A 22,218-nucleotide genomic window follows, 5' to 3' on the forward strand; every position below is an offset into this window, starting at 1 on the left:
GACGTCTCTCCTCCGGGCCGGCTTCAGACCAGCATCTTGCCTTCCTCGGAGATCACGTCGCCGAGGTCCATTCCGGTCTCGCCGAGGTAGTCGGAGAGCAGCATCTCGTTGTGGGCCTTGCCCGACGGGATCATCGGGAAGCAGTTCTCTTTCTTGTCGACGACGCAGTCGAAGATGACCGGGCCGTCGTGGTCGAGCATCTCCTTGATCGCCGCATCGAGGTCACCCGGCTTCTCGCACCGGATGCCCTTGGCGCCGTAGGCCTCGGCGAGCTTGACGAAGTCGGGCAGGCTCTCGGAATAGCTCTGCGAGTAGCGCGAGCCGTGCAAGAGCTCCTGCCACTGGCGCACCATGCCCATGTACTCGTTGTTCAGGATGAAGATCTTGACCGGCAGGCGGTACTGCACGGCGGTGGACATCTCCTGCATGTTCATCAGGATCGAGGCCTCGCCGGCGATGTCGATGACGAGCCCGTCCGGATGGGCGAGCTGCGTGCCGATGGCGGCGGGCAGGCCGTAGCCCATGGTGCCGAGCCCGCCGGAGGTCATCCAGCGGTTCGGCTCGTCGAACTTGTAGTACTGGGCCGCCCACATCTGGTGCTGGCCGACCTCGGTGGTGATGTACGTCTCACGGTCCTTGGTGGCCTCGTAGAGGCGCTGGACCGCATATTGCGGCTTGATGATCGTGCCCGAGGGCCAGTAGTTCAGGCACTCGCGCGCCTTCCAGGTGCGGATCTTGGCCATCCAGGCGTCGAACCGGTCCTGGTCCGGCGCCGTGTCGAGGGCCTTCCAGGCCGCGACCATGTCCTCGAGCACCGAGCCGCAATCGCCGACGATGCCGACGTCGACCTTGACGACCTTGTTGATCGACGAGGCGTCGACGTCGATGTGGATCTTCTTGGAGAACGGCGCGAAGGCGTCGAGACGGCCGGTGATGCGGTCGTCGAAGCGCGCGCCGACGCAGATCATCACGTCGCATTCGTGCATCGCGAGGTTGGCCTCGTAGGTCCCGTGCATGCCGAGCATGCCCAGGAACTTCTCGTCCGACGCCGGGAAGGCGCCGAGCCCCATTAGGGTCGAGGTCACCGGGAACCCGGTCATCGCGACGAGCTCGCGCAGCAGCCGTGAGGCGTGCGGGCCGGAATTGATGACGCCGCCGCCGGTGTAGAAGATCGGGCGGCGGGCGGTCGCCATCAGCTCGACGGCGGCCTGGATGGCCGCAGCGTCGCCCTTGAAGGCCGGACGATAGGTCTTGTGGCCGTTGCGGCTCGGACGCTCGTAGATGCCGCTCGCGAACTGGATGTCCTTGGGCAGGTCGACGACGACGGGGCCGGGGCGTCCGTTCGAGGCGACGTAGAAGGCCTCGTGCAGGATGCGCGGCAGGTCGTCGATCGATTTGACGAGGTAGTTGTGCTTCGTGCAGTGGCGGGTGATGCCGACCGTGTCGCACTCCTGGAAGGCGTCGGTGCCGATGAGATGGGTCGGAACCTGGCCGGTGATGCAGACGAGGGGGATCGAATCCATCATCGCGTCGGTAAGCCCGGTGACGATGTTGGTGGCGCCCGGCCCGGAGGTGACGAGGACGCAGCCGACCTTGCCCGAGGCGCGGGCATAGCCCTCGGCCGCATGGACCGCGCCCTGCTCGTGGCGCACGAGGACGTGCTTGAGTTCCTCCTGGTGGAAGAGCGCATCGTAGATCGGCAGCACCGCGCCGCCCGGATACCCGAACAGCGTATCGACACCCTGATCCCGGAACGCCCGGATGACCATTTCGGCCCCGGTCATGACCTCGCCGCTCATCGTCTCAACTCCCTCGAAGCCTTGGTCGAATCCCCGTGTCGCGTCCCGTCGCAGGCAACAAAAAAGGGCCCCGAAGGACCCTGCATGCGCCACCATCCGGATCGCGGTCCCTGCTGTCAGGACCGCCCCGTCGGTGGCGCTTTCGTTACGATGAGGATGGAACGCATCAACGTGAAGTCTTCTGTTCGGTCGTCCGCCGTCATGACGAATCGACAATCGTGACGCCGTCATTACCGGACCGGCGCAACCCGGTCAACGTGGCGCGAACGACCGGATCACGACGATCGCCCCTCAGGCCAGGGCCGCGCCCTGTGCGATCAGCATCCGTCCGTCGTGGCCCGCGATCGCGACCTCGCACAGGTGCCCGGCCGGTGTCCGTGCCTGCAGCCGGACCGGGGTAAAACCCTCCGTCCGGCCGATGCCGCCGCGCTCGGCCAGCACCCGGTGGCGGCGCCCGACCTCGCCGGACAGATGCCGGATTAGGGCAGCGGCTCCCGCCTCGCGCAGGCGTGCGGCGCGCTCGCGCACCTCCCCATCGGGCACCGGCGGCATGCGCGCGGCTGGGGTGCCGGGGCGGGGCGAATAGGGAAAGACGTGGAGGTGGGTGAGGCCGCAGTCCGCCACAAGGTCGAGGGAGCGCGCGAACTGCGCCTCGGTCTCGGTGGGAAAGCCGGCGATGAGGTCGGCCCCGAACACCACCTGCGGGCGCAGCGCCCTCACGTCCTCGCAGAACCGGATGGCGTCGGCGCGGCTGTGGCGCCGCTTCATCCGCTTCAGGACGAGGTCGTCGCCCGCCTGAAGCGAGAGGTGGAAATGCGGCATCAGGCGCGGCTCGTCGGCGATGGCCGCCATCAGGTCGTCGTCGGCCTCGATGGAATCGATCGAGGACAGGCGCAGGCGGTCGAGGTCCGGCACGCCTGCCAGGATACGGCGCACGAGACGGCCGAGCGTCACCGGTTCGTCGTGGTCACGGCCGTAGGCGGTCAGATCGACGCCGGTGAGCACGACCTCGCGCCCGCCGTGCGCGACGATGGTGCGGACCTGATCGACCACCTCGGCAAGTGACAGCGACCGCGAGACGCCGCGACCGAACGGGATGATGCAGAAGGTGCAGCGATGGTCGCAGCCGTTCTGCACCGGCACGAACGCGCGGGTGTGGCCCGGCAGGTGGGTGATCCGCGTGGCGGCGGCGGCGCGCACGGCCATGATGTCGTCGACGGCGACGCGGCGGTTCCCGTCCGCCCAGGCCTCGGGCCGCAGCTTGGCGTCGTTGCCGACGAGGCGGGCGACCTCCGGCATCGTGGCATAGGCCTGCGTCTCCACCTGGGCGCCGCAGCCGGTGACCACGATCTCGGCCTGCGGCCGCTCCCGCGCGAGGCGGCGGATCGCCTTGCGCGCCTGCCGGCCGGCCTCGGCCGTCACCGCGCAGGTGTTGACCACGACGCGGTCGCGGCCGGGGACGTCGGCATGGGCGCGGATCGCTTCGGATTCCACCGTGTTGAGGCGGCAGCCGAAGGTCAGGGTCTCGATCGCCATTCAGCCGGCCCCGAAACGTGCGGGCTCCACGCCCTCGGGCGCGAAAATCCCGGGGGGAAACGCATCCTCCCATTCCAGCGCCACCGGCCCGGTCATCAGCACGTGGTCGTCGGCGCGCCATTCGATGACGAGGTCGCCGCCGGGCAGGCTGACGGTGGCCTGGCGCCCGATCATGCGCAGGCGCGAGGCCGCCACCACGGCGGCGCAGGCGGCGGTGCCGCAGGCCAGGGTCAGGCCGGCCCCGCGCTCCCACACCCGCAGGCGGATCGACTCCGGCCCGGTCACCTCGGCCAGCGAGATGTTCGCGCGCTCGGGGAAGATCGGGTGGTTCTCCAGCATCGGGCCGATCCGGCCGAGATCGTAGCCGGCCGGATCGCGATGAACGAAGAACACCGCGTGCGGGTTGCCCATGTTCACCGCCCCCGGCGAATGCAGCACGGGGTCGTCGATCGGGCCGATCTGCAGCTCGATCCGCCGGGTGTCGGGGAAGGGTTCGGCCAGCGGGATCTCGTCCCACCGCAACCTGGGGCGGCCCATGTCGACGGTGAAGGAGCGGTCGGCCATGCGGTTGACGGACACGAGGCCGGCGATCGTCTCCAGGGTCAGCCGGCCGCTTTCGGCGGGCCGGGCCATGGCCGGATCGTCGAGCATGGCGAAGGCCACGCAGCGGGTGCCGTTGCCGCAGGCGCCCGATTCCGAGCCGTCGGTGTTGTAGATGCGCAAGAACGCGTCCGTTCCCGGCGAAACGGCATCGTGGATCACCATGAGCTGGTCGAAGCCCGAGCGGGGGTGGCGGGCGATGGCCTGCGCCTCCGCGGCGGTGACCCGGTGGCCCGAGCCGCGCAGGTCGAGGACGACGATCCGGTTGCCGGCGCCGTGCATCTTCAGGAAGCGTCGGTGGGCGAGGGGACTCATCGGGCGGCGGGGCCTTCTCAAACGCGAACCGGAGCCAAGGGCTGGGGCCTGCCTATAGGGCAAAGCCGGTGCGCACGCACGCGGACCGCCCCTGCGTGCGTTGCAGAAGCGCCGCGCTCGCCGGGCATCTGGTGCCGGCGCGGCGGTGACGTCTCGCGGGTCTCACCGTTCGCCGGTACGGTGGGGCGGGGCAACCAGCGCGCGACCGTTCTGGAAAGCCCCGTGATGCCGCCGGAGCGCCACCCCGTGACCCGACTTCGCCCCTCGCGCCGTTCGCGCCTGCCGTCTGCGGTGGCCGCCTCCCGATCGCTCGCGGCGGGCATCCTGCTGTGGGGAGCCGCGGCGACGGCACAGGAGACGGCGCCCCCCGCCGTCACCAACCCGCTGCCCACCACCACGGCGCCCGATCCGGCCAGATCCGCGCCCGTACCGGCGCCCGCCCCGGCACAATCGGTGGCGCCGGGACTGCCGACCGTACCGGGCTTGCAGACGACGCCCGCCGGCCCGGCGCGCCCACCCCTGGTGGAGACGCCCGGCGAGGCCAACGACGTCGACGACGTGACCCTGCCGGCCAAGCCCGCCGCGATCCTGGCCGGAACCGCCAAGTGGGAGGAGGCGGTGCCCACCCTCCAGGCGGCATTCAAGCGGATCGAGGCGGACCTCGCCAAGGCCGGTCTTCCCCCGGCCGGGCGGCCGATCGCGGTCTTCGCCAAGACCGACGACGACGGCTTCCAGTTCGAGGCGATGATCCCGGTGACGGCGATCCCCGATCCGGCTCCGGCCATCGGAGACGGCATCCGCTTCGGCTCGACGCCGTCGGGCCGGGCGCTGCGCTTCAACCACAAGGGCTCCTACGAGGAGATCGACGGCACCTACGAGACGCTCACCGCCTATCTCGATGCCAAGGACGTGGTGGTGCAGGACCGGTTCATCGAGGAATATGTCACCGACCTCACCGACAAGGCCGACGATAAGCTCGAGGTGAACATCTACGCCCTCCCGCGGTGAAGCGATCGGAACCCGGGCGAATCCCATGGATTCGCCCCTCATGGCCACCGCATCAGCCCCCGACCTCTTCGTTTCCCGCACCGGCGAGCGCCGCCCCGACGAGGCGACGCTGCGCGACAGGGCGCTGGAGATCCACCACCGTCTCTGCCCCGTCTACGGCTGTCCGATCCCGTATTTCCACAGCCTCGATCCGGTCAGCGAACTGGTGTCCTCGCTGCTCTCGCACCGGACGCGGAACGCGGAATCGGGCCGGGCCTTCAAGGCCCTGCGGGCACGCTACCCGGATTGGGCGGCCCTGATCGCGGCGCCCGTGGCCGAGGTCGAGGCGACCATCGCCGGGGTGACCTGGCCGGAACTCAAGGCGCCGCGCATCCAGGCGATCCTGAGCAGCGTCCGCGAGCGCAGCGGCGGCCTCGACCTCGGTTTCCTGGCAGGTCTCTCGGTGGCCGAGGCGCGGGCGTGGCTGGAGGCGATCCCGGGCGTCGGCCCCAAGACCAGTGCCGCCGTCCTTTCCTTCAGCCTCCTGCGGATGCCGGCCCTGCCGGTGGACAGCCACCACCACCGGGTCGCCCAGCGCACGGGGCTGATCGGAGCGAAGGTCGACGTCGGCCCCTCGCACCCGGTCCTGCGGGCGCAACTGCCCGACGACTGGAGCGCGCAGGCCCTCTACGACAACCACGAGATCCTGATGCTGCACGGCCAGCAGGTCTGCCACCACCGCGCCCCCGCCTGCGGCACCTGCGTGCTCCTCGACCTCTGCCCGACGGGGCAGGCGCGGGAGGCGGAGAGGCCGCGCACGGCGAGGTCGTGAGGCGCGGCTTCACTCCGACCAGCGCAGGGCCGCCGCCGCCGCCAGGGTGCCGATCACCGCGGCGATGAGGCTCAGGGCGGCCAGGATGATCAACGGCGTCGCGAACGGCACGGTCCCGCCCGAGGCGGCCTGGCTCGCCGAGACGCCGAAGATCAGGGTCGGGATCATCAAGGGCAGCACCACCACGGCGAGGATCAACCCGCCGCGCCGGATGGAGGCGGTGAGCGCGGCGCCCACCGCCCCGACGAAGGTGAGGGCCGGGGTGCCGATCAGCAGGGTCAGCGCGGTGGCGCCCATGGCGGTGCCGTCGAGGGCCACGAGCAGGCCGAACAGCGGCGAGGCCAGCGCCAGCGGCAGCCCGGTGGTGAGCCAATGCGCCAGCACCTTGGCGAGAACCACGAGTTCGAGGGGCACCGGCGCCCCCGTCATCAGGTCGAGGGAGCCGTCCTCCTCGTCGGCCTGGAACAGGCGGTCGAGGCCGATGAGCGTCGCCAGCACCGCAGCCAGCCACAGGATCGACGGACCGATCCGGCTGAGCAGGTTCAGGTCCGGCCCCAGCGCGAAGGGCACGACCGCCACGATCATCAGGAAGAACACCAGCGACAGCGCACCCGAGCCGCCGACGCGGGCGGCGAGGGCGAGGTCGCGGCGGACGAGAGCGGCGAGCGCGCGGATCACCACCACACCTCCGTCGCCGGGGCGGCCCGGGGAGCCGGCGCGGCGCCACCGATGGTCAGCTCGCGGGCGTTCTCGAGGCCCAGCGACTGGTGGGTGGCGGCGACGACGAGGCCGCCCTCGCCGAGGTGGCGCGCCATGAGGCGCGCGAGAACGGCCTGGGAGGCGGTATCGAGGGCGGCGGTGGGCTCGTCGAGGAGCCAGAGCGGGCGCCGGCACACGAGCAGGCGGGCCAACGCCACCCGACGCCGCTGCCCGGCCGAGAGATAGGCCACCGGCAGGTCGAGGGCATGCGCGAGGCCGAGTTCCTCCAACGCCTCGCGCGGCTCGGCGGAGGGCGCGCCGAGGAGATCGCGGGCGAAGGCGAGGTTCTCCCGCGCGGTGAGCGGGCTCTTCAGCCCGTCGCGATGGCCGACCACGTGCAGGCACTCGGCCAGGGTCGCCTCGCCGACGTCCTCCACCCGGATCGTGCCGGCATCGGGCTTCAGCCGCCCGGCGAGGAGGGCGAGCAGGGTGGATTTCCCGGCCCCGTTCCGCCCGGTCACCATCAGCGCCTCGCCGGGGCCGAGGGTGAAGGACAGGTCCGAGAAGATGCGGCGGCCGGAGCGGCGGACGGCGAGGTCGGAGGCGGTCAGCCGCACGGGGCGTCTCGCCGACGACGGCCGACCGTCGCGGGAAAGCCTGCGCGGGATGATGCGTGTTCCATGGCGACTACCGATAGACCTCGCGACGATTGCCGATCCTGACCACGAGGATACGGACTGCGCCGTCTTCGATGGCGGCGATCACCCGATGGTCGTCGACCCGATATGTCCAGAATGCGCCGAACGTCGACCCCTCCAGGGCTTGACCGATGGCGCGGGTTTTCGAGGAGGGCGACACGATCGTTCAGGAACGTCAGGATCCGCTTGGCCGCCGTAGGATCGAGCTTGGCGAGATCCCGCTCGGCAGACCGCTCGAAGTCAATGCTCCACGCCATACCGGGCCAATAGCTCGGCGAGCGGGACCGTGTCGCTGTCGCCGTGCCGCAAGGCCTCGAGGCGCTGCTCGGCGATCGCGAGGTCGTCCAGGTCGTCGAGATGCTCGACGATGGCGTCGCGGGCATGGTCGATGACGCTCCGCCCGGTCCGCTGGGCGAGAGCATCGAGACGCTCCACGAGTTCGGGGGGCAGGCGAAGGGCGGTCACGGGGGTCTCCACGGCGTCAGCCTGCATATCGCGGGCGGCCGCACCCGTCCACGCGACACACGTCCGGCCCTGTCACCGGCTTCGGTAGCGGCCCGTTTCGAACTGTTCTATACCGATTCCAGGCTGCGCCGCGCGAACCTCTGGCGTCCAAATCGCCCCTCGCGCATCATCCTGTCCGGGCACCCCCGGAGCGGCGCGCGCTTTTTTGAAAGGCGCTCCAGCCGAACACGACATCCGTGGCGCGGGTCATGCCTGCGCGTGTTCGACAACCGCTCGTGAGGAAGACAAACGCCGTGGCATCGATCGACAGCTTCCGTTCCCGCCAGACCCTCACGGTCGGCGACAAGTCCTACACCTACTACTCGATTCCCCATGCCGAGAAGGCGGGGCTGGCCGACGCCACCGCGTTGCCGTTCTCGATGAAGGTGATCCTCGAGAACCTGCTGCGGTTCGAGGACGGCCGCTCGGTCAAGAAGGACGACATCTCCGCCACCGTCGCGTGGCTGGGCAACCTCGGCAAGGTCGAGACCGAGATCGCCTTCCGCCCCTCACGCGTGTTGATGCAGGACTTCACGGGTGTGCCCGCCGTGGTCGATCTGGCGGCGATGCGTGACGCGATGGTGGCGCTCGGCGGCGACCCCCAGAAGATCAACCCGCTGGTGCCGGTCGACCTCGTGATCGACCATTCGGTGATCGTCGACGAGTTCGGCACCCCCAAGGCGCTCGCCGACAACGTGGCGCTGGAGTACGAGCGCAACGGCGAACGCTACACCTTCCTCAAGTGGGGCCAGTCGGCGTTCGACAACTTCTCCGTCGTGCCCCCGGGCACCGGCATCTGCCACCAGGTGAACCTCGAGTACCTGTCGCAGACGGTCTGGACGAAGCAGGATCCCGATTCCTCGGACGGCACCGAGATCGCCTATCCCGACAGCCTGGTCGGCACCGATTCGCACACCACCATGGTCAACGGCCTCGCCGTGCTGGGCTGGGGCGTCGGCGGCATCGAGGCGGAGGCCGCCATGCTCGGCCAGCCCCTCTCCATGCTGATCCCCGAGGTCGTCGGCTTCAAGCTCTCGGGCAAGCTGCCCGAGGGCACCACCGCCACCGACCTCGTGCTGACCGTCACGCAGATGCTCAGGAAAAAGGGCGTCGTCGGAAAATTCGTGGAGTTCTACGGCCCCGGCCTCGACGACATGGCGGTCGCCGACCGCGCCACCATCTCCAACATGGCGCCCGAGTACGGCGCCACCTGCGGCTTCTTCCCCATCGACCGCAAGACCATCGACTTCCTGACGGTCACGAGCCGCACCGACGCGCGCATCGCCCTCGTGGAGGCCTACGCCAAGGCGCAGGGCATGTGGCGGGACGCCGAGACCCCCGACCCGGTCTTCACCGATACGCTGGCCCTCGACATGGGCGACGTGCGCCCCTCGCTCGCCGGCCCCAAGCGGCCGCAGGACAAGGTGCTGCTGGACGGCGCCAAGCCGGGCTTCGCCCAGTCCATGGAGACCGAGTTCAAGCGCGCCGCCGACATCGCCAGGCGCTACCCGGTGGACGGCGCCAACTACGACATCGGGCACGGCGACGTGGTGATCGCGGCGATCACATCCTGCACCAACACCTCGAACCCGAGCGTGATGATCGGCGCCGGGCTGCTGGCCCGCAACGCGGTGGCCAAGGGCCTGACCTCGAAACCCTGGGTGAAGACCTCGCTGGCGCCCGGCTCCCAGGTGGTGGCCGAGTACCTCGAGAAGGCCGGCCTGCAGAAGCCCCTGGACGCGCTCGGCTTCAACCTCGTCGGCTTCGGCTGCACCACCTGCATCGGCAATTCCGGCCCGCTGCCGCCGGCCATCTCCAAGGCGATCAACGACAACGACGTGGTGGCGGCGGCCGTCCTGTCGGGCAACCGCAACTTCGAGGGCCGCGTGAACCCCGACGTGCGGGCGAACTACCTCGCCTCGCCGCCCCTGGTGGTGGCCTATGCGCTCGCCGGCTCGATGCAGATCGACATCACCACCGAGCCGCTGGGAACCGGCTCCGACGGCAAGCCGGTCTATCTGGCCGACATCTGGCCGTCGACCGCCGAGGTCCAGTCCTTCATCGAGGCCAACATCACCTCGGCCCTGTTCAAGTCGCGGTACGCCGACGTGTTCGGTGGCGACCATTACTGGAAGGCCGTGGAGGTCACCGAGGCCGAGACCTTCGCCTGGGATTCGACCTCCACCTACGTGCAGAACCCGCCCTATTTCGAGGGCATGCAGAAGGAGCCGGCCCCGGTCACCGACATCGTCGATGCCCGCATCCTCGGCCTGTTCCTCGATTCGATCACCACCGACCACATCTCCCCGGCCGGCAACATCCGGGCGAACTCGCCCGCCGGCGCCTACCTGCAGGAGCATCAGGTCCGCGTGCAGGACTTCAACCAATACGGCACGCGGCGCGGCAACCACGAGGTGATGATGCGCGGCACCTTCGCCAATATCCGCATCAAGAACCAGATGGTCCGCGACGAGACCGGCAGCGTGGTCGAGGGCGGCTGGACCCTGTTCCAGCCCTCGGGCGAGCGGATGTTCATCTACGATGCCGCCCAGAGGTATCAGGCCGAGGGTACGCCGCTCGTGGTCTTCGCCGGCAAGGAATACGGCACCGGCTCGTCGCGCGACTGGGCGGCCAAGGGCACCAAGCTCCTCGGCGTGCGCGCCGTCGTCGCCGAGAGCTTCGAGCGCATCCACCGCTCGAACCTCGTGGGCATGGGCATCGTGCCGCTGGTGTTCCAGGGCGAGACCTCCTGGGCCTCGCTCGGCCTCAAGGGCGACGAGACGGTGAGCCTGCTCGGCCTCTCGGGCGACCTCAAGCCCCGCCAGACCATGGTGGCGCAGATCACCTCGGCCGACGGCACGGTTCAGGACGTGCCGCTCACCTGCCGGATCGATACCCTCGACGAGCTCGAGTATTATCGGAACGGCGGGATTTTGCCTTACGTGCTGCGCTCGCTCGCGGCGTAGGACGGACGCGCCATCCGTTGAACGAAGGCCCCGCCCGCAAGGACGGGGCCTTTTTTGTTTCGAGCACCTTGCAAAACATCGTTCACGTCAACAAATCGGTAAATATCAAACCTAAGGTTTGGCAGACAGAAAGGCTCCGTCCGACCGCGGGGCCTGTGACCACGGAGGAACCGATGAGCGCCGTGACCTACCCCTGCTACAAGTTGACGAAGGATACCCGCGGCCAATGGTATTGGGTCTACTACGCCAGGAACGGCGAGGAGATCTCGAGGAGCAGCGAGAGTTACGTCGCCAAGTCAGATTGCGAGCGCGGCATCGCGCTCAACAAAGCGTCCACCAACGACCCGGTGTTCCTGATCTAGACACGATTCCGAATACGATCGGTCCCTGCGGATGAAATAGTCGCGATGGGTTCCCTCTCTTCAATAGAGGGAACCTCCCTTTCACCGTATCCCTCGGCAATACGTAAAGGGACCGAATTGATCGGGCGAAACCTGAGGGGTGATCGCACCACCCGACGAGGTAAACCGGTGGGGCGCAGGAGTCCGCCTCAAGAAGCCGTCGCTTTGCCCCCGGTGAACTCCCGCCACAGCAGCATCAACGCCGCCATCACCGCCGGCCCGAGGAACAGGCCGAGCAGCCCGAAGGTCTCGACGCCGCCGAGGATGCCGAGAAGCACCCACAGGAAGGGCAGGCGGGTGGTGCCGCCGATCAGCGCCGGCCGCACGAAGTGGTCGGCCACGAAGGTCACCACGAAACCGGCCACGACGACGATCGCCGCCGGCACCATCGCCGCCTTCGCCAGCAGGAGCAGGGCCGCGATGCCGAACACCAGCGGGGCGCCGAAGGGGATCATCGCGGCCACCGCCGTGAGGGCGCCCAGCAGCACCGGATGCGGCACGCCAGCGAAGTAATAGACGATCCCGAGGAGGAAGCCCTCGCCGAGCCCCACCAGCACGAGCCCGTCGACCGTTCCGTGGATGGAAGCGACCATCTGGCGGGCCACACGCTCGCCGCGCGGCCCGAACAGCTTTGCGCTGGCCGCGAGGGCCTGACCCGTGACCGCCCGCCCGTCGCGGAACAGGAAGAAGAGCGTCACGAGGGTGAAGCCGAACAGTACCGTCCGGCGGACGATCTCGGAGCCGAGGCTCTTGGTCAGCCCGATCGCCGTGGAATTGTCCAGGCGGTGCAGCAGCTCCGAACCCGCGGACGGGTGGCTGAGGGTCGCGTTCCACCACGCCGTGGCCTGCGCCGCCCCGAAGGGCAGGTGCGACAGCAGTTCGGGGGCGGGGATGCCGGTCTGCTCGGCGGCTCTGGCCCAGGCCAGCGCATCGTGCGCCTCGCGGGCGGCCTGCACGCCGAGCACCACGAGGGGCGCCAGGAACACCAGGGCGACGAGCGCCGTGAACAGGCTCGGCAGCGCGATGTTGTGTCCACGCGGCGGGAAGCGCGCCTCGGCCCGGGCGTACAGCGGCCACAGCGCGATCGCCAGGATCGCCGCCCAGACCAGGGCCGGCAGGAACGGGTGCAGGATCCAGAGGCCCAATGCGGCCAGGGCCAGCACCATGACGGTGCGGGCCAGGGCCTGGGACCGCTCGCGGAGGGAAACGGGTCCGGTCTCGGCGGCCCGAACGGATGGTGGCATGGGTCAGGCCCTCATCGGCGGCGTGTCGTTTCGAGGATCGCGGCGTGCGTCGCGCAGGGCCGTCCCGACGGCATTCCGCGGCAGCGCTTGCAGGCTGCGCAACGATGCAACCGGCAGCGTGCCTCCATAGGCCGTGCGCCCGCCCGTGGCGAGGCCAAGGTTGCCCCTCTACCCCCCCTCGTGTATGGCACCGCGATCGTGCAAAGGCCTTGCCGAGCGAGGCGCCGCGCATCGCAGGACCGCGCGACCGGGGGCACCGGGCGTCATGTGTCGTGCCCCGATCGCCGGACGTCGCTCCCCACGCGTGGCGGGGAATGCCGGGCGCGCGAGAAATCAGCGAGAACCCATGTCCGTTCCCTCCTCGACGTCCGTTCCCTCCTCGACCGCCACCTTCGACCGTGTCGCCGACATCATCGCCGAGACCGCCGACATCCCGCGCGACACCATCACGCCGGAGAGCCATGCGATCGACGACCTCGGCATCGATTCGCTGGCCTTCCTCGACATCGCCTTCGCGGTGGACAAGGCGTTCGGGATCAAGCTGCCCCTCGAGCGCTGGACCCAGGAGGTCAACGAGGGCAAGGTCCCGGCCGAGGAATACTTCGTCCTCGAGAACCTGTGCGCGCGCATCGATGCGCTGGTCGCCGAGAAGGCCGCCAAGGCCTGAGGGTCGCGAAGGTTTGAAGGTCCCCGCCTGCCGATCGTAGAGCCGGATTCATGCGCCTCGAATATTTCGAGATGATCGACAGGGTCGTGAGTCTGGACCGCGAGGCCGGCCGGATCACGGCGCTGGCCGAGGTCCCGCGCGAGAGCCCGGTGTTCGAGGGGCATTTCCCCGGGCATCCGCTGGTGCCGGGCGTGCTCCTGACGGAGACCATGGCCCAGGCCTCCGGCTACCTCCTGCTGGCGCGGCTGAACTTCACGCTGATGCCGTTCCTGATGTCGGTGGAGAAGGCGCGGTTTCGCGGCTTCGTCGGCCCGGAGACGACGCTCACCGTTGAGGCGAGCCTCGAGCACGACGGGTCCGGCTATGCCGTGACCAAGGCGACGATCCGCAACGGCGCAAAGCTCGTGGCCGACGCCGAGCTGCGCTTCCGCACCATGCCATTCCCGGAGGCGCTGGCCGCGCCGATGCGCGAGCGCGCCGAGGCGATCGGCCTCGTGGCCTTCGGGCCGTTCGCATGAGCGGACCGGCGCGACGCGAGGTCGTCGTCACCGGCATCGGCCTCGTGTCCTGCGCCGGGGAGGGCATCGACGCGCATCTGGCCGCCCTCGGCACCGGCCGTCCGGCACGCACCGACACCGCCACCTTCGCGCCCTACACCGTCCATCCGGTGGCGCCCCTGGCGCTCGACGGGCAGATCCCGAAGAAGTCCGACCAGCGCCAGATGGAGCCGTGGCAGCGGCTCGGCGTCTATGCCGCCGGCCTCGCCCTCGATTCGGCGGGCGTGAAGGACGATTCGGCCTTCAAGGGTGCCCTGCATCTCGTGGTCGCCTGCGGCGGCGGCGAGCGCGACACCGCCGTCGACGGGGCGATCCTCACCGGCCTGCGCGACGCGCCCGATCCGGGCGCCTATCTCAACGAGCGCCTGCTGAACGACCTGCGCCCGACCCTGTTCCTGGCCCAGCTCTCGAACCTGCTCGCCGGCAACATCGCCATCGTCCACGGCGTCACCGGCGCCTCGCGCACCTTCATGGGCGAGGAACCCTGCGGCGTCGACGCGCTGCGGATCGCGGCCGCCCGCATCGCCTCGGGGCAGGTCGAGGCCATGCTGGTGGGTGGCTCCTACAGCGCCGAACGGCCGGACGTGATGGTGGTCCACGAGCTCGGCGGCTACCTGCGCCGGGCCGACCACAGCCCCGTGTTCTCCCGATCCGGCGACGGGGAGGGCGGCTTCATCCTGGGCAGCGCGGCGGCCTTCCTCGTCCTGGAGGCGGAAGAGGCGGCGGCGGCGCGCGGCGCGACCGCGCTGGCGCGCCTCTCCTCGGTGGCCAGCGACCGCCCGCGCCGGGCTCCCGGCAGCGTGAGTGCGAGCCTGTCGGCGCTGTGGCGCGAGGCGGGCGTGACGCGCCCCGATGCGGTGATCTCGGGCGCCACCGGCGTGGCGACCATCACGGCCGAGGAGGGCGCGGCCCTGTCGGAGCTGGCACCGGGCGCCCCCGTCACGGCGCTCGGCGACGTCAGCGGCCATTCGCTCGAAGTCACGGGGCCCTTCGGCACAGCCCTGGCCACGGCCCTGGTGGCACGGGGGCAGGCGCGGGAGGTGGCGGTGACGGTGGTGGGCCACCGGCGCGGCGAGGGCGTGATCCGGGTCAGCGCGGCGTGAACGATACGGCGGTGTGTTCTCTTCCTCGTGGCGGCCGGGTGAGACATCCACGATCGAGGACGACCACGGGAGGCGCAAGCGGGGAGCGGCGACGTGCCTCCCTTCAGACGATAGGTCTCGAGATGCGTGAATCCGATAGCTCTTGTACGGCGCGATGACTCATCCTTCTTCCCGTCTCTCTTCCCGCGATGCGAAGGGCCGGCCGCTGGTGGCGGTCACCGGGCTCGGCCTCGTCACCTCGGTCGGCCAGGGGCAGGCCGACACCTGGGCGGCGCTCACCGCCGGGCGCTCGGGCATCCGCACCATCGGGCGTTTCGCCACCGACGGCCTGCGCACCCGCATCGCCGGGACCGTGGATTGCCTCGACACCGATCCGTTGGTGGCGCCGGCGCTGTCGCAGCGCTTCGCCGAGGTGGCCGCCGAGGAAGCGGTGTCCCAGTCCGGGATCGGTGCCAAGGGCGATTTTCCCGGGGCCCTGTTCATCGCGGTGCCCCCCGTCGAGATGGAATGGCCGCAGCGCCACGCCCTCGCCGTGGCCTCCGGTCAGGCCGGCCCCATCACCTACACCGACCTGCAGCGGGCCGCCGCGAGCCGCCGCTTCGACGAGTGGCACGACCTCTTCATCTTCGGCACGGTGGCCGACCGGATCGCCGACCGCTTCGGCACCAGGGGCTCGCCGATCTCGCTCTCCACCGCCTGTTCGTCCGGCGCCACCGCGATCCAGCTCGGCGTCGAGGCGATCCGCCGCGGCGAGACGGCCGCCGCGCTCTGCATCGGCACCGATGGATCGGTGAACCCGGAATCGCTGATCCGGTTCTCGCTGCTCTCCGCGCTGTCGACGCAGAACGACACGCCCTCGGCCGCCTCGAAGCCGTTCTCGAAGAACCGCGACGGCTTCGTGATGGGGGAGGGCGCAGCGGCGCTGGTGCTGGAGGACGCCGAAGCCGCCCGGGCACGCGGCGCGAAAATCCTCGGGTACGTGCTCGGCTGCGGCGAGAAGGGCGACGGCTTCCATCGCACCCGGTCGAGCCCGGACGGCGCCCCGATCATCGCCGCGATCCGCGCCGCCCTCGACGACGCCGGCACGATGCCCGACGCCATCGACACCATCAACGCCCACGGCACCTCGACGCCGGAGAACGACAAGATGGAGGCCATGGGCTGCATGGCGGTGTTCGGCGAGCGCATGCGCGACCTGCCGATCTCCTCCAACAAGTCGATGATCGGCCACACCCTCACCGCGGCCGGCGCCATCGAGGCGGTGGTCTCGCTGCTCACGATCCAGCACGGCCGCATCCCGCCGACCATCAACTACGCGCTGCCCGACCCCGCCATCCCCCTCGACGTGGTGGCGACCACGCGGGACATGGCGGTCTCGCGGGTGCTGTCGAACTCCTTCGGCTTCGGCGGCCAGAACACCTGTCTCGTGCTCGCGGGCGAGCCGGCATGAGCGAGGCGCAGCGCATCCTCGTCACCGGCGGCGGCTCGGGCCTCGGCGCCGCCATCGTGCGCCGCCTGACGGCCGCGGGCCACGACGTCGACTTCACCTATCGCTCGTCGGTCGATGCGGCCGCCGTCCTGGTGGAGGCGTTGCGCATCGCCCATCCGGACCGGCAGGTGCGGGCCCATGCCCTCGATCTGGCCGATACCGCCGCCCTCGACGCCTTCTGCGAGGCGATGGAGGGTGAGGGTTTCCACGGCCTCGTCCACAACGCCGGCCAATCCTACGACGTGCTCGCCGCGATGATGGCGCAGGACAGGGCCGAGGCCGCCATGCAGGTGAACTTCTGGTCCCTGACCCGGCTGGCCAAGGCGCTGGTGCGCGGCATGATCCGGGCGCGCTCGGGGCGCATCGTCGCCATCGGCTCGGTGGCAGCACTCAGGGCCAACCCGGGCAACGCCGCCTATGCCGCCACCAAGGGCGCGCTCGTCGCCTATTGCCGGACGCTGGCGATCGAGACCGCCAAGCGCGGGGTCACCGTCAACGTGATCGCGCCGGGCTTCATCGACACCGGCATGATGGCGCCCTACGCCGCCCACCGCGACGGGATGGAACGTCAGATTCCGGCCGGGCGCTTCGCGCGACCCGAGGAGGTCGCGGCGCTGGCGGCCTTCCTGATGGGTCAGGAGGCCTCCTATATCACCGGGGCGGTGCTGCCGGTGGACGGCGGCCTCACCGCGATGATGGGCGTTCACCGGACCTGAGGCCGAGCATGGACCGTCGCGTCGTGATCCTCGTGGCCGCCCTGTCGTGGGCGAGCCCGACCCTCGCCCAGGACGCGTTCCGCGTCGACGGCCTCGCTCCGGGCGACACCTTCAGCATCCGCGAAACGCCGGACGCCGAAGCGCCGGCCCTCGGCCGGGCGCCCCTGGGCGCGCGCCTGCGCGGGTTCGGTTGCACGGCGGACACGCCGAGCGGGCTGACCTGGTGCCGGGTCAAGGCCGGCCCGATCCTCGGTTGGGCACGGCGGCGGTACCTGGCGCCGGATTAGATCCAAGCAGGTTCGCGTCGGCAAGCCGCCGCATCACCCGCCTCAGTTGTTGATTTGGCGCAGGGTTTGGGCGCAGACCCAGTGACCTCTTTTGCAAAACCGGGCTAGGCCGCCGCGTTGATGCAGACGCCGGCGGTCGGTACGATACGGACGAGGAGTGCTGTTGCGATGGCGACCATGATCATCAGCGGGGACACCCTTCGAGCGACCTCCATCGAAGGCGATCCGGCCCTGGTGGAGCGCATCCGCGCGCTCGACGCGGACGACCCGATCGTCCTGCGCGTCGAGGGGCATGCGATCCGCTTCAGGAAGGCGAGAGACGGAGGTACGATCGACGGGATCGAGCCGGATCCGGATTTCGCAGACGTCTGGCGAGGTCTGCAGGCGCGGCGCGGCGCGATGGTGACGGTGGAACCCGAGCGGTGCCCGACGGATGCGTATCTGGTGTCCCTCAGCGAGGGCCTGACAGAATGGAACAGCCCGGAGGATGCGGCGGCCTATGACGGACTTTGAGCGGTTCGACGTCGTGACCGCGCTGTTTCCGTTTCTCGACGTTCCACGACGCAAACCACGTCCCGTCTTGGTTCTATCGGCAAAAGCGTTCAATGCCCTGCACGGACACGTCGTCGGCGCGATGATCACGACGGGCGCGGCCAGTCACTGGCCGAGCGATCATGTCATCCATGACCTCGCCCCGGCAGGCCTAAGCCATCGCTCGGTGATCCGATGGAAGGTCTTCACGCTTCCCTTCGCCGAGATCGGGCGGCGGATCGGACATCTGTCGGAGACGGATCGCCGGACCTTCGGTGCGGCCTGCGAAGCGATCCTCCCCGGATCTCCGGTCCGATCGGGCGCCTGACGCATCGTCCTGGCGTCGGACATCTCCGAACGCCGACGATCACCTTTCAGGCCGATCCTCTAGACAGCCAACCTTGGAAACACAGTCGATGCAAGCGCTCCAACTCTTCGGCGACCGCGACCTGCGCGTGAGCGACGTCGAGCCACCGGCCGCGCCCGGCCCCGGCGAGGTCCGCATCCGGGTGCGGGCGGTGGGGCTCAACTTCATCGACGTCTGGGGCTTTCGCGGCATGGCCTTCGCCAAGCGCAAGCTGCCGCTCACCGTCGGAGCCGAGGCCTCCGGCGAGATCGTCACGATCGGCGAAAGCGTGACGGACTTCGCGCCCGGCGACCGCGTCGTGATGTACGGCGCGCGGACGTGCGGGCGCTGCAAGGCCTGCTCCCAGGGTCGCGACAACCTCTGCGAGGACGTCTCCGGCGTGATGGGCTTCCACCTCGACGGCTTTGCCCGCGAGTGGGTGACGATGCCCGAGCGCCTCGTCGTCAAGGTGCCGCACGGGGTGAGCTTCACCGATGCGGCCTGTGCGCCCATCGCCTTCGGCACCGTGCAGCACATGCTGTTCGACAACGCCAAGCTGGAGCCCGGCGAGAGCATCCTGGTCCATGCCGGGGGATCGGGCATCGGCACCGCCGCCATCAAGATGGCCAAGGCCATCGGCTGCACGGTCTTCACCACCGTGGGCGACGACGCCAAAGGCGAGAAGGCGGCGGCGCTGGGCGCCGACCACGTCATCAACTACCGCACCGAGCGGTTCGAGGGCGAGGTTCGCCGGCTGACCAAGCGCAAGGGCGTCGACGTGGTGTTCGAGCATGTCGGGCCCGAGACCTGGAACGGATCGCTGCTCTGCCTCAAGCGCGGCGGGCGCCTCGTCACCTGCGGCTCGACCTCCGGCGTCTCCACCACCATGAACCTGATGCAGCTGTTCCAGCAGCAGTACCGTATCACCGGTTCGTTCGGCTGCTCGATGGCCAACATCCGCGATGCGCTCGCCAAGATGGCCGAGGGCCTGACGCCCGTGGTGGACACGGTGCTGCCGCTCAGCCAGTTCGGGACGGGCCTGGAACGGCTGGAATCGCGAAAGGTGTTCGGCAAGATCCTGGTGACGCTGTAGCCCTGCCCGGGGTGGGCGAGACGGCCGATTGCCTTTAAGCGGGCCCGGACCGGCTGCCGCCCGCAACACGAGTTCGCCTTGCTCCGCCTCGCCCTGCTCCTGAACCGCCACCTGCCGCGCCTCGCCGGGCTGGCGATGATCCCCCTCGTGCGGGGGCTGTTCCTGCTGGCGCGCGCACTCGGGACGGAACGCGCGAGCCGGATCGGAGGCGCGCTCACACGCACCGTCGGCCCGTGGCTGCCCTCGCATCGCATCGCCCTCGACAACCTGCGCGCGGCCTTCCCCGACCGCGACGAGGCCGCCATCCGCGCCATCGCCCGCGACGCCTGGGACAACCTCGGGCGCACGGCCGCCGAATACGCCCATCTGCACACGCTGTTCGACGTCGACCCGGCCGATCCGGCGAGCCAGCGCATGGAGGTCGAAGGCGAGACGCATTTCGACGCCCTGCGCGAGGACGGTAAGCCCGGCCTGATCTTCTCCGCCCATCTCGCCAATTGGGAACTGCCGGCGATCTGCGCGGCGAAATACGGCCTCGACGCCACCGCGATCTTCCGGCCGCCCAACGACGCCGCCAGCGCCCGGCTGGTACAGGAGATCCGCCGCGAGACCATGGGCGGGCTCGCTGCCTCGGGGCAGGGCTCGGTGTTCGCGATGCGGGGCGTGGTCGAGCGCGGAGGCCACCTCGGCCAGCTCATCGACCAGCATTTCACCCGCGGCGTGGTCGTCGAGTTCTTCGGCCGGCCGGTGCTCGCCAACCCGCTCCTGGCCAAGCTCGCCCGGCATTACGAATGCCCGGTCCACGGGGTGCGCGTGGTCCGGCGGCCGGGCGTGCGCTTCAAGCTCGAACTGACGCCGCCCCTCGACCTGCCCCGCGACGCCACCGGCGCCATCGACGTCCAGGGCGCCACCCAGGCGATGACCCGGGTGGTCGAGGAGTGGGTGCGCGAGAACCCCGGCCAATGGCTGTGGATGCATCGGCGCTGGCGGCCGAACATGCTGCCCAAGCCGAAGGCCTGATCGCGGCGGACGCCGACGCCGGTTTCCATGCGGGCGGGGCCCGGAGACGAGGCCGCCCCAGACCCGGCGCCGTCGCGGCCGGCGGGCAGCGACAAAAAACGACGCATCCGACGCGAAAGCGGGGGGACGATTCCGGCTCGGGCTGTGCTAGACAGCGCGCATGCGATGCAACCTCCCGGTCACCTCCCGCCGACGCATCCTCTGCGTCTTTCCCGCCTACACACCGTCCTTCGGGACTTTCGCCCACGCCTATCCCCTCATGGGTGGCGTGAAGGCGTTCATGCCGCCCCAGGGGCTCCTGCTGATCGCGGCCTACATGCCCGAGGCGTGGGAGTGCCGGTTCGTCGACGAGAACATCAAGCGGGCCGGGCCGGACGATTTCGCCTGGGCCGACGCGGTGTTCGTGTCGGGCATGCACATCCAGGCGCCGCAGATCCGCGACATCTACGCCCGCGCCCATGCGGCCGGCCGGGTGACGGTGCTCGGCGGCCCATCGGTGTCCGGCGCGCCGGAGGAGTACCCCGAGTTCGACTACCTGCACGTGGGCGAGATCGGTGACGCCACCGACCAACTCGTGGAGATCCTCGACACGGACGTCTCGATCCCGGCCGCACAGGTGCGGCTGGAGACCAAGGAGCGCCTGCCGCTCTCCGACTTTCCCTCGCCCGCCTACGAGGCCGCCCCGCTCAAGCGCTACCTGATCGGCTCGCTGCAGTTCTCGTCGGGCTGCCCCTATCGCTGCGAGTTCTGCGACATCCCGCAGCTCTACGGACGCCAGCCGCGCCTGAAGACGCCCGAGCAGATGTGCGCCGAGCTCGACGCGATCATCTCCCAGCCCGGCCATCCCGCGGTGGTGTATTTCGTCGACGACAACTTCATCGGCAACCGCAAGGCGACCAAGGACATGCTGCCCCACCTGGTGGCGTGGCAGAAGAAGAACCACTTCCCGCTCCAGTTCGCCTGCGAGGCGACGCTGAACATGGCCAAGCAGCCCGACATCCTGGAATTGATGCGGCAGGCCAATTTCATGACCGTCTTCGTCGGCATCGAGACGCCGGAAGAGGAGGCGCTGGCGGGCATCGACAAGAAGCACAACGCCGCCGTGCCGATGTACGAGGCGATCGAGACCCTCAACAGCTTCGGCCTCGAGGTGACCTCCGGCATCATCCTCGGCCTCGACACCGACAGCGACGGCTCGGAGCAGAAGCTGATCGACTTCATCGACAAGTCGGCGGTGCCGGTGCTGACGATGAACCTGCTCCAGGCCCTGCCCAAGACCCCGCTGTGGGACCGGCTGACCCGCGAGGGTCGCCTCGTCCACGATGCGTCGCTCGAGTCCAACGTCCTGTTCAAGCGGCCGCACGACGACGTGGTGGCGAGCTGGCGCCGGGCCATCGCCCACGCCTACGAGCCCGCCCATCTGTTCGAGCGGTTCCGTCACCAGGTCGAGGTGACCTATCCGAACCGGATCAAGACGCCGACCAAGGGCAAGCTCACCCGGACCAACCTGCGGCGCGGGCTCATCCTCGGCTTCAATATCGCGGTGCGGGTCGGGCTGCTGTCGGACTACCGTCGGGTGTTCTGGCGGGCGGCCGCCCACGCCCTGAAGCGCGGCCAGATCGAGGCGGTGTTCAACATGGGCTTCGTCGCCCACCACCTGATCCGGTTCACGCGCGAGGCGCTGCGGGGCGAGCACAACGCCTCGTTCTACGCGGCCAAGGCCGACCAGCCGCGCACCGAGCGCGAGCCGTGGTGGCGCGCCGCCCGCCGCTTCCTCCCGACCTGAACGGCGCATGCGGAAGACGCAGAGGCGTCAAGGCAAATCGTA

At 69.8% G+C, this 22,218-nt stretch carries 23 protein-coding genes; 15 read left to right on the plus strand and 8 right to left on the minus strand.

The annotated features are described in order from the left end of the window. Positions 1-23: 23 nt before the first annotated feature. The 3 genes from ASG59_RS04200 to dapF form a co-directional block, all read right to left on the minus strand. Positions 24-1,799, minus strand: a complete 1,776-nt coding sequence (locus tag ASG59_RS04200; RefSeq protein ID WP_055881577.1) for an acetolactate synthase 3 large subunit — start codon at positions 1,797-1,799, stop codon at positions 24-26. A 291-nt stretch (positions 1,800-2,090) separates the two neighbouring features. After that, the gene (gene mtaB, locus ASG59_RS04205) at positions 2,091-3,335 is read right to left on the minus strand and encodes a tRNA (N(6)-L-threonylcarbamoyladenosine(37)-C(2))-methylthiotransferase MtaB (protein WP_056281981.1); all 1,245 of its coding nucleotides are present in this window, start codon (positions 3,333-3,335) and stop codon (positions 2,091-2,093) included. After that, positions 3,336-4,250: a diaminopimelate epimerase gene (gene dapF, locus ASG59_RS04210; RefSeq protein ID WP_056407153.1), complete on the minus strand. Its 915-nt coding sequence runs from the start codon at positions 4,248-4,250 to the stop codon at positions 3,336-3,338. It abuts the gene before it with no gap. A gap of 321 nt (positions 4,251-4,571) precedes the next feature. On the opposite strand from dapF, the gene ASG59_RS04215 reads away from it, so the two are divergent. Together ASG59_RS04215 and ASG59_RS04220 are read left to right on the plus strand one after the other, a co-directional pair. Then, complete coding sequence (locus tag ASG59_RS04215; RefSeq protein ID WP_244472297.1) at positions 4,572-5,258, plus strand: GyrI-like domain-containing protein; 687 nt, start codon at positions 4,572-4,574, stop codon at positions 5,256-5,258. Between the two features lie 25 nt (positions 5,259-5,283). Continuing rightward, positions 5,284-6,069 (plus strand): Fe-S cluster assembly protein HesB, encoded by a 786-nt coding sequence (locus ASG59_RS04220; RefSeq protein ID WP_156399101.1) that lies wholly within the window; start codon positions 5,284-5,286, stop codon positions 6,067-6,069. Positions 6,070-6,078: 9 nt separating this feature from the next. Here ASG59_RS04220 and ccmB read toward each other — a convergent pair whose 3' ends face one another. The 4 genes from ccmB to ASG59_RS04240 form a co-directional block, all read right to left on the minus strand. Then, the gene (ccmB, locus tag ASG59_RS04225) at positions 6,079-6,747 is read right to left on the minus strand and encodes a heme exporter protein CcmB (protein WP_055881798.1); all 669 of its coding nucleotides are present in this window, start codon (positions 6,745-6,747) and stop codon (positions 6,079-6,081) included. Beyond that, complete coding sequence (ccmA, locus tag ASG59_RS04230; RefSeq protein WP_056407155.1) at positions 6,744-7,385, minus strand: heme ABC exporter ATP-binding protein CcmA; 642 nt, start codon at positions 7,383-7,385, stop codon at positions 6,744-6,746. Before ccmA ends, ccmB begins: the two co-directional genes overlap by 4 nt. Before the next feature lie 70 nt (positions 7,386-7,455). Next, the gene (locus tag ASG59_RS21465; RefSeq protein ID WP_347379670.1) at positions 7,456-7,626 is read right to left on the minus strand and encodes a type II toxin-antitoxin system RelE/ParE family toxin; all 171 of its coding nucleotides are present in this window, start codon (positions 7,624-7,626) and stop codon (positions 7,456-7,458) included. Between the two features lie 80 nt (positions 7,627-7,706). Next, positions 7,707-7,931: a ribbon-helix-helix protein, CopG family gene (locus ASG59_RS04240; RefSeq protein ID WP_156399102.1), complete on the minus strand. Its 225-nt coding sequence runs from the start codon at positions 7,929-7,931 to the stop codon at positions 7,707-7,709. A 293-nt stretch (positions 7,932-8,224) separates the two neighbouring features. On the opposite strand from ASG59_RS04240, the gene acnA reads away from it, so the two are divergent. Further along, positions 8,225-10,936, plus strand: coding sequence for an aconitate hydratase AcnA (acnA, locus tag ASG59_RS04245; protein ID WP_055881563.1), 2,712 nt, complete (start codon positions 8,225-8,227; stop codon positions 10,934-10,936). Between the two features lie 173 nt (positions 10,937-11,109). Then, entirely contained in the window at positions 11,110-11,298 is a 189-nt protein-coding gene (locus tag ASG59_RS04250) for a DUF1508 domain-containing protein (RefSeq protein ID WP_056407192.1), read from the plus strand. 188 nt (positions 11,299-11,486) lie between these two features. Here ASG59_RS04250 and ASG59_RS04255 read toward each other — a convergent pair whose 3' ends face one another. Continuing rightward, a complete protein-coding gene (locus tag ASG59_RS04255; protein WP_056407159.1) occupies positions 11,487-12,581 on the minus strand; it encodes an AI-2E family transporter in 1,095 nt (364 codons plus the stop codon). A 346-nt stretch (positions 12,582-12,927) separates the two neighbouring features. On the opposite strand from ASG59_RS04255, the gene ASG59_RS04260 reads away from it, so the two are divergent. The 11 genes from ASG59_RS04260 (at position 12,928) to ASG59_RS04310 (ending at position 22,176) form a co-directional block, all read left to right on the plus strand. Continuing rightward, positions 12,928-13,248, plus strand: a complete 321-nt coding sequence (locus tag ASG59_RS04260; RefSeq protein WP_055881556.1) for an acyl carrier protein — start codon at positions 12,928-12,930, stop codon at positions 13,246-13,248. A gap of 50 nt (positions 13,249-13,298) precedes the next feature. Continuing rightward, complete coding sequence (locus ASG59_RS04265; RefSeq protein ID WP_056407161.1) at positions 13,299-13,766, plus strand: 3-hydroxyacyl-ACP dehydratase FabZ family protein; 468 nt, start codon at positions 13,299-13,301, stop codon at positions 13,764-13,766. Further along, on the plus strand, positions 13,763-14,908 hold the full coding sequence (locus tag ASG59_RS04270; RefSeq protein WP_056407163.1) for a beta-ketoacyl-ACP synthase: 1,146 nt from the start codon (positions 13,763-13,765) through the stop codon (positions 14,906-14,908). The genes ASG59_RS04265 and ASG59_RS04270 overlap by 4 nt, the downstream gene beginning before the upstream one ends. Positions 14,909-15,062: 154 nt before the next feature. Next, complete coding sequence (locus ASG59_RS04275; RefSeq protein WP_055881789.1) at positions 15,063-16,358, plus strand: beta-ketoacyl-ACP synthase; 1,296 nt, start codon at positions 15,063-15,065, stop codon at positions 16,356-16,358. After that, positions 16,355-17,113: an SDR family NAD(P)-dependent oxidoreductase gene (locus ASG59_RS04280; RefSeq protein ID WP_056407166.1), complete on the plus strand. Its 759-nt coding sequence runs from the start codon at positions 16,355-16,357 to the stop codon at positions 17,111-17,113. Before ASG59_RS04275 ends, ASG59_RS04280 begins: the two co-directional genes overlap by 4 nt. 8 nt (positions 17,114-17,121) lie before the next feature. Beyond that, positions 17,122-17,400, plus strand: coding sequence for an SH3 domain-containing protein (locus ASG59_RS04285; RefSeq protein WP_056407168.1), 279 nt, complete (start codon positions 17,122-17,124; stop codon positions 17,398-17,400). Between the two features lie 168 nt (positions 17,401-17,568). After that, on the plus strand, positions 17,569-17,913 hold the full coding sequence (locus ASG59_RS04290; RefSeq protein WP_056407170.1) for a hypothetical protein: 345 nt from the start codon (positions 17,569-17,571) through the stop codon (positions 17,911-17,913). Then, positions 17,900-18,259, plus strand: coding sequence for a type II toxin-antitoxin system PemK/MazF family toxin (locus ASG59_RS04295; protein ID WP_056281949.1), 360 nt, complete (start codon positions 17,900-17,902; stop codon positions 18,257-18,259). The genes ASG59_RS04290 and ASG59_RS04295 overlap by 14 nt, the downstream gene beginning before the upstream one ends. An 88-nt stretch (positions 18,260-18,347) precedes the next feature. Continuing rightward, complete coding sequence (locus ASG59_RS04300) at positions 18,348-19,370, plus strand: zinc-binding dehydrogenase (RefSeq protein WP_055881540.1); 1,023 nt, start codon at positions 18,348-18,350, stop codon at positions 19,368-19,370. Between the two features lie 78 nt (positions 19,371-19,448). Then, positions 19,449-20,390 carry a lipid A biosynthesis lauroyl acyltransferase gene (locus ASG59_RS04305; protein ID WP_055881537.1) on the plus strand — a complete coding sequence of 314 codons (942 nt, stop codon included), beginning with the start codon at positions 19,449-19,451 and terminating at the stop codon, positions 20,388-20,390. 160 nt (positions 20,391-20,550) lie between these two features. After that, positions 20,551-22,176, plus strand: a complete 1,626-nt coding sequence (locus ASG59_RS04310; protein WP_056281946.1) for a B12-binding domain-containing radical SAM protein — start codon at positions 20,551-20,553, stop codon at positions 22,174-22,176. Positions 22,177-22,218 lie beyond the last annotated feature (42 nt).

It is taken from the genome of Methylobacterium sp. Leaf466, from assembly GCF_001425565.1.
GTDB lineage: Bacteria > Pseudomonadota > Alphaproteobacteria > Rhizobiales > Beijerinckiaceae > Methylobacterium.

What these genes read in the sequence shown, in the direction of transcription:
- ASG59_RS04310 (WP_056281946.1), top strand. Translation starts at nt 20,551, where the DNA reads ATGCGATGCAACCTCCCGGTCACCTCCCGCCGACGCATCCTCTGCGTC.
- ASG59_RS04270 (WP_056407163.1), top strand. Translation starts at nt 13,763, where the DNA reads ATGAGCGGACCGGCGCGACGCGAGGTCGTCGTCACCGGCATCGGCCTC.
- ASG59_RS04300 (WP_055881540.1), top strand. Translation starts at nt 18,348, where the DNA reads ATGCAAGCGCTCCAACTCTTCGGCGACCGCGACCTGCGCGTGAGCGAC.
- ASG59_RS04275 (WP_055881789.1), top strand. Translation starts at nt 15,063, where the DNA reads ATGACTCATCCTTCTTCCCGTCTCTCTTCCCGCGATGCGAAGGGCCGG.
- ASG59_RS04220 (WP_156399101.1), top strand. Translation starts at nt 5,284, where the DNA reads ATGGATTCGCCCCTCATGGCCACCGCATCAGCCCCCGACCTCTTCGTT.
- ASG59_RS04200 (WP_055881577.1), bottom strand. Translation starts at nt 1,799, where the DNA reads ATGAGCGGCGAGGTCATGACCGGGGCCGAAATGGTCATCCGGGCGTTC.
- ASG59_RS04290 (WP_056407170.1), top strand. Translation starts at nt 17,569, where the DNA reads ATGGCGACCATGATCATCAGCGGGGACACCCTTCGAGCGACCTCCATC.
- ASG59_RS04285 (WP_056407168.1), top strand. Translation starts at nt 17,122, where the DNA reads ATGGACCGTCGCGTCGTGATCCTCGTGGCCGCCCTGTCGTGGGCGAGC.
- ASG59_RS04260 (WP_055881556.1), top strand. Translation starts at nt 12,928, where the DNA reads ATGTCCGTTCCCTCCTCGACGTCCGTTCCCTCCTCGACCGCCACCTTC.
- ASG59_RS04255 (WP_056407159.1), bottom strand. Translation starts at nt 12,581, where the DNA reads ATGCCACCATCCGTTCGGGCCGCCGAGACCGGACCCGTTTCCCTCCGC.
- ASG59_RS04280 (WP_056407166.1), top strand. Translation starts at nt 16,355, where the DNA reads ATGAGCGAGGCGCAGCGCATCCTCGTCACCGGCGGCGGCTCGGGCCTC.
- dapF (WP_056407153.1), bottom strand. Translation starts at nt 4,250, where the DNA reads ATGAGTCCCCTCGCCCACCGACGCTTCCTGAAGATGCACGGCGCCGGC.
- ASG59_RS04265 (WP_056407161.1), top strand. Translation starts at nt 13,299, where the DNA reads ATGCGCCTCGAATATTTCGAGATGATCGACAGGGTCGTGAGTCTGGAC.
- ASG59_RS04250 (WP_056407192.1), top strand. Translation starts at nt 11,110, where the DNA reads ATGAGCGCCGTGACCTACCCCTGCTACAAGTTGACGAAGGATACCCGC.
- mtaB (WP_056281981.1), bottom strand. Translation starts at nt 3,335, where the DNA reads ATGGCGATCGAGACCCTGACCTTCGGCTGCCGCCTCAACACGGTGGAA.
- ASG59_RS04295 (WP_056281949.1), top strand. Translation starts at nt 17,900, where the DNA reads ATGACGGACTTTGAGCGGTTCGACGTCGTGACCGCGCTGTTTCCGTTT.